Origin of the sequence: Paenibacillus sp. AR247 (assembly GCF_002968895.1) — a bacterium.
Classification (GTDB): Bacteria; Bacillota; Bacilli; order Paenibacillales; family Paenibacillaceae; genus Paenibacillus_AQ; species Paenibacillus_AQ favisporus.
Map to the genome: position 1 here is coordinate 369,456 of NZ_PCZT01000002.1, position 2,664 is coordinate 372,119.

Annotated in this window: 2 protein-coding genes and 1 pseudogene; all 3 read right to left on the reverse strand. The window is 53.7% G+C overall.

From position 1 onward, the window contains the following. Positions 1-95: pseudogene (locus tag CPT76_RS41815) on the reverse strand (ABC transporter permease); the annotation flags it as partial. Positions 96-219: 124 nt separating this feature from the next. Then, a complete protein-coding gene (locus tag CPT76_RS02260; protein WP_105441793.1) occupies positions 220-1,869 on the reverse strand; it encodes a peptide ABC transporter substrate-binding protein in 1,650 nt (549 codons plus the stop codon). Positions 1,870-2,116: 247 nt separating this feature from the next. After that, positions 2,117-2,664, reverse strand: a 548-nt coding sequence (locus CPT76_RS02265) for an asparaginase (protein ID WP_146116131.1), incomplete at its 5' end; no start/stop codon positions are given.

A 2,664-nucleotide genomic window follows, 5' to 3' on the forward strand; every position in this document is an offset into this window, starting at 1 on the left:
CCAGGCAGTGCTTTCATCAGGAAAAAGGTGGCGGTCGTAATAATAAACAACGTCAGCAGTAAGTATACGATCCGGATGCCGATATACCGTTTCAATGTTGCACCTCCCAATACGCGGGGCCTTCAAAATTTTCATTACGTCCCGGAGCTTGATCCAGGAAAGGGAAAGAGAGAAGCCGCGCTTCTCTCCTCTCCCGATACATGCCCATGTGAAGCGGCATTACTTGATGCTTGCATATTTAAAGTCAACCGGGTTGCCGTATGGATGGTAGTCCAGTCCTTCGACTTTATCGCTCAGCAGGTAGGAGTATCCGCCGAAGTAGATTGGAACGACCACGACGTCTTCTGCCGTCAGAATTTTTTCGGCAGCCAGCAGCATGTCGATCCGTCTTGCTTCGTCCGTTTCTTTCTTGGCGTCAGTGATCAGCTTGTCGTACTTCGGATTTTCATAGTTACCGCGGTACGGTGTGTGGTTTGCCCACAGATCCAGATACGTCATGGCATCATCATAATCGGCGCCCCATGCGGTAATCGCCATCTGATACTGGCTATTGTCCATCAATTGTCCGCGGGCTTTCGCCGTTTTGGTGTCGATGGCCACGTCGATGCCGAGGTTTTTCTTGAACTCGCTCTGCATAAAGGTAGCGACGTCCTTCGTTTCGGAGGTGTCCGCTACGAGCATCGTAATTTTAGGCGCTTTACCCAGCTCTTTAACCCCTTGCTCCCAATAGGATTTGGCTTTGGCCGCATCCGGCGTGATCAGGTCGCCCTGCATTTCGCGGAAGCTTTTGCCTCCCGTTGCGCTCATTTGGTCCGGAATCAGTCCTGTAGCGGCTTTGGAACCGTTGTTCAGCACCTGGTCCGCCAGCAGCTTGGAGTCGAAGCCGTATTCCAGCGCTTTGCGGATGTTGATGTTGCTCACGCCGTCTGCCTTCAGGTTGAACTGCAGGTACGTCGTTCTGAAGTTGATGCCTGTTCCGAATCCAGGGTCGGACTTGGATGCATTGACATCGGAAGACTGCAGCAGCACGCGGTCAAGCTGTCCGGCTTTGTAAGCGTTCAGCGCCGTGCTCTTTTCCTTGATGACTTTCAGGTCTACTTTATCCACCTTGACGTTCGCAGCGTCCCAGTAGCCGGCATTCTTCTCGAGCACCGCACCGCTGGCTGCATCGACCGAAGTCAGCGTGTAAGGACCGTTGAACAGCATGTTTTGCGGGCTCAGCGCATAGCTTTCGCCTTGGGACTTCACGAATTCCTCTTTCATCGGGAAGTACGGAGCCAGCGAAGTCAGTCTCAGGAAGTAAGGCGTCGGCTGCTTCAAATGAACGACCAGCGTCTTGTCATCCTTCGCTTCGATGCCGACTTTGTCCGCCGAACCGCCTTCTGCGTACTCGGCTGCACCAACAATGTAGTCCGTCATAATAAAGGAATAGCCGTTGGTTCCGGTTTTCGGATCCATTTCACGCAGCCAGGCGAACTTGAAATCGGCTGCCGTTACCGGCGATCCGTCGCTCCATTTGGCGTCAGCGCGCAGCTTGAATGTATATGTCAGTTTGTCTTCGGACAGCTCCGAGCTCTCTGCCATGGCCGGCTGTGGCTCGTTCTTCGGATCGAGGCGGTACAGCCCTTCTCCGATATTGTTCAGCACCGTAAACGATACGTCGTCGGATGCCGCCCATTGATTCAGGTCTTTAATTTCGCTTTCTACGGACAGTCTCAGCTCTTTGGACGCCGTCTGTGCGGCATTGCCCGTGTCCCCCGTCGTGCCCGAGCTCGCGCCTTTACTGTCGCCGCCGGTGAACGAGCATCCTGTGAAAATGGCTGATACGACGAGCAGCGTCGCCAGCAAGCTTACCTTTTTCCTTTTCATTGCATGTCCCACTCCTTTATGTCCCCTTTGTGAATGTATGATTGCACCGCCGTTTCCGAAGGAAGCCGCGGGTGAATCCGAATCTCTTGTGCTCATTCATGCTGAAGAACTTCCGGTACTGCGTGTCAATGGCAATCAGGTGCTTGGTTTCTCCTGCTTCCTCTATTCGTTACTGCCAAATTGCTAGTTTCGTAGATCGAAGCATTTTTCGAAAAAGGAGAGGATTACTTCAATTAGAAGCTTGCGTTTACTTACCTGCCAGGGTAAAAGCGGCTCTGCGCTCGCCGACTACAATGTGGTTGTCGTTCTTGATTTCCTTTGGAACGACCGTATACAGACGGTCAATCGTGGCCTGGTTGCTGTATCCGATTTGCTCGAGGATCGAAGCAACGGTGATCGGCCACGGTGTCTCCGAGCCGTCGATCACTTTCAGCGCAAAAGCGACGCGTTCCCGAATTAAAGAGAAGCAGTAGACACCTTTGGCTCCTCCCTTGGCGACGATGTTGTCGTCCCGCAGCAGCTCCGAGCAGATAAACTGATGGCTCGCGATACTGTCCGGCGCCGCGTGCATATAGCGGACCATACGCTGCACGGCTTCCCGCGTCCCGGCATCACGGATCAGCTCTGGGCAGGCCAGCTTCAGGTATGCCGTGGCGATCGATTTCAGCGGCAGCGCAAAGATTGGAAATCCGCAGCCGTCAACGCCTACTTTAATCTGATCGACCGGATATTCGGCCATGTCCGCGAGTGTGTGAAGGATGTCCTGCTGCAGCGGATGTGATGGCTGCCAGTAAG

What these genes read in the sequence shown, in the direction of transcription:
- CPT76_RS02260 (WP_105441793.1), bottom strand. Translation starts at nt 1,869, where the DNA reads ATGAAAAGGAAAAAGGTAAGCTTGCTGGCGACGCTGCTCGTCGTATCA.